Here is a 2,071-nt window from a genome sequence, read left to right as displayed (position 1 = left end):
TACTTTTTCCCTGAAAATTAGGTAATTGACCCCCTCAAAATCGGTAAAACCCCACACCCCACACCCTACACCCTACACCCTGCTTCTAGGAAAAACTTTTTCAGCAGACCCCAATTAGATTCCCCGCCAGATTGCGATCGCACCGTCTCGATCTCCAGTGACTAACCAACGACCATCTCGACTGGCAACCATTCTTAGGATGACGTTTCCCTTGAGAGTATTCAAGTGCCGACGGGTATTAACATCCCAAAATTTGACAGTTCCATCCCCGGAGGTGCTGGCCAAAACTTTGCCCCCATCCAGCAGGGCCATATCGGTAACAGCGTCGTTATGGGCGAGAATAGTAGTGGTGCCGATGCCGCTTTTCACTTGCCAACCGCGGATCGAACCGTCTTGACTAGCAGTACCGGCGGTATTACCATCCTTGGAAAAAAGCACCCGATAAACGGGGAATAAATTCCCCGCATAGGCGCGAATAAAGCGACCGGTACTCACTTTCCACAGTTTAACGAAGCCATCGTAATCGGCGCTAACAATTCCTTTACCATCGGGACTAAATGCGATCGCTTGAATCGGATGATTATGACCGCGCAGGGTTTTTAACAGTGTACCCGTCTGAAAATCCCAGAGTTTAACTGTACGATCCCAGCTACCCGTGGCCAAAATTTTGCCATCGGGAGAAATAGCGGCATCGGTAACGAGAAAAGCATGGCCAGGATAGGTCATTTCTAATTTTCCGGTGCGCGTATTCCAGCGTTGCACTTTTCCCCCCGCATCGGCAGTTACGAAAGTCTCACCATCGGGACTAAATTGGATAGCATTGACAGTATCACCTAGTTGCCAAGTCCTGAGAGGTTTTTGAGTTTTTAGGTCCCATTCCCTAACCGTGCCGTCAAAACTACCACTCAGCAGCAGGGAGTTATCGGGACTAATAGCCAAAGCATAGATGGGATCCTGATCGGCTTTTAAAATAGTAACCCGTTCGACCATCTGCCAAGGAACGATTTCTGCTAGGGGAGACGCTTGCGGAGTGATGGTTTTCCCTTTTTCCTGATTGACTGCACAACCACCGGATAGCAACAGCAGCAATAATAACGATAACGTCGGTTGATAAAGGGTTATTTTCATAGAATTTTGCCGTTGTCAAAATCATCTTAAACTACTTTAAACTTGAACTGGTAAAATTTGCAGAGAATAACGACAACGAGGAACAAGATAAATGACAAATTCTTGATTGGTTGTCTTGGCTTGTTCCAGAACATTCTGTAAATTTTCACCGTGAGCAATCACCCATTTTTCATTATAGGCAATGTATTGATTTTTATACAAATCAAGCACGGTGTCACGATTTTTGTTTAACCAACGTAACATTTCTTGGGCTTGTTCTTGAGAGATTGAGTTGGTCATAATCTTTCTAAGGAGAGACGTTTTTTATTAAAAGGAAAGCAGTGCTAATCAGTTTATTTTTGTCAATTATAGCTTCTAGTTGCTCCGATTGATAACAAGCTGCTTCGACTTCTAGAGAAGCGGCATCCAAAGCATTAAGATAAGCATCGTTTAAAGTGTCTGTTAATTCCTCATCACTTAAATAATATCCTGCCGCTTTTCGGCGTTTATTTTGGCGTTGAATTTCTCTAACACTATTGCGAATGGAGACATCCCAAGAACGGGTGGTTCGGTTTTCTGCCTGTTGTTTAATTAAATGAAGTAATAAGATAACAGCATAACTACGAATGGTGCTAATAATCCCGTTTTTGCTCATATCTTCAAGGTCTTCTACAATCGCCAGTGAACCTTTAATATCACCTTTTAAGAGCAAAGCTTTTAATTCTAAAAGTTCTTCCATAATCCAATTTCTTCCCCAAATACCCCTTAATTATATCTTGCCACAAGTCTCTCTATCCCAAAGCTCATTTAAGGCCATCTTGAGCAAAAAGTTAATTACTATGGTACATAGAATTCACTATTAGCAATAAAATACATTTTCAACGCGGAAAGCGAATACGGAATAGGAGCCTCGTACACCAAATTCCAAATGCCGTTCCTCTGCGCTAACCGCTACGTCCTCGTT

At 43.1% G+C, this 2,071-nt stretch carries 3 protein-coding genes; all 3 read right to left on the bottom strand.

Annotated elements, in window-relative coordinates:
* Positions 1 to 114 precede the first annotated feature (114 nt).
* Genes PX636_RS03830 through PX636_RS03820 form a run of 3 tightly spaced genes read right to left on the bottom strand, consistent with a single transcriptional unit; the run spans position 115 to position 1,846 of the window.
* Positions 115 to 1,128 carry a WD40 repeat domain-containing protein gene (locus tag PX636_RS03830; RefSeq protein WP_288116273.1) on the bottom strand — a complete coding sequence of 338 codons (1,014 nt, stop codon included), beginning with the start codon at positions 1,126 to 1,128 and terminating at the stop codon, positions 115 to 117.
* A 36-nt stretch (positions 1,129 to 1,164) separates the two neighbouring features.
* The gene (locus PX636_RS03825; RefSeq protein WP_002798223.1) at positions 1,165 to 1,407 is read right to left on the bottom strand and encodes a DUF5678 domain-containing protein; all 243 of its coding nucleotides are present in this window, start codon (positions 1,405 to 1,407) and stop codon (positions 1,165 to 1,167) included.
* A 7-nt stretch (positions 1,408 to 1,414) separates the two neighbouring features.
* On the bottom strand, positions 1,415 to 1,846 hold the full coding sequence (locus tag PX636_RS03820) for a DUF29 family protein (RefSeq protein ID WP_288116272.1): 432 nt from the start codon (positions 1,844 to 1,846) through the stop codon (positions 1,415 to 1,417).
* Positions 1,847 to 2,071: the final 225 nt, after the last annotated feature.

The sequence above is a fragment of the Microcystis sp. M53598_WE2 genome, assembly GCF_030067735.1.
GTDB lineage: Bacteria > Cyanobacteriota > Cyanobacteriia > Cyanobacteriales > Microcystaceae > Microcystis > Microcystis aeruginosa.
The sequence above is the reverse complement of the archived record's forward strand: the minus strand, read 5'-3'. Positions and strand labels throughout refer to the sequence as shown.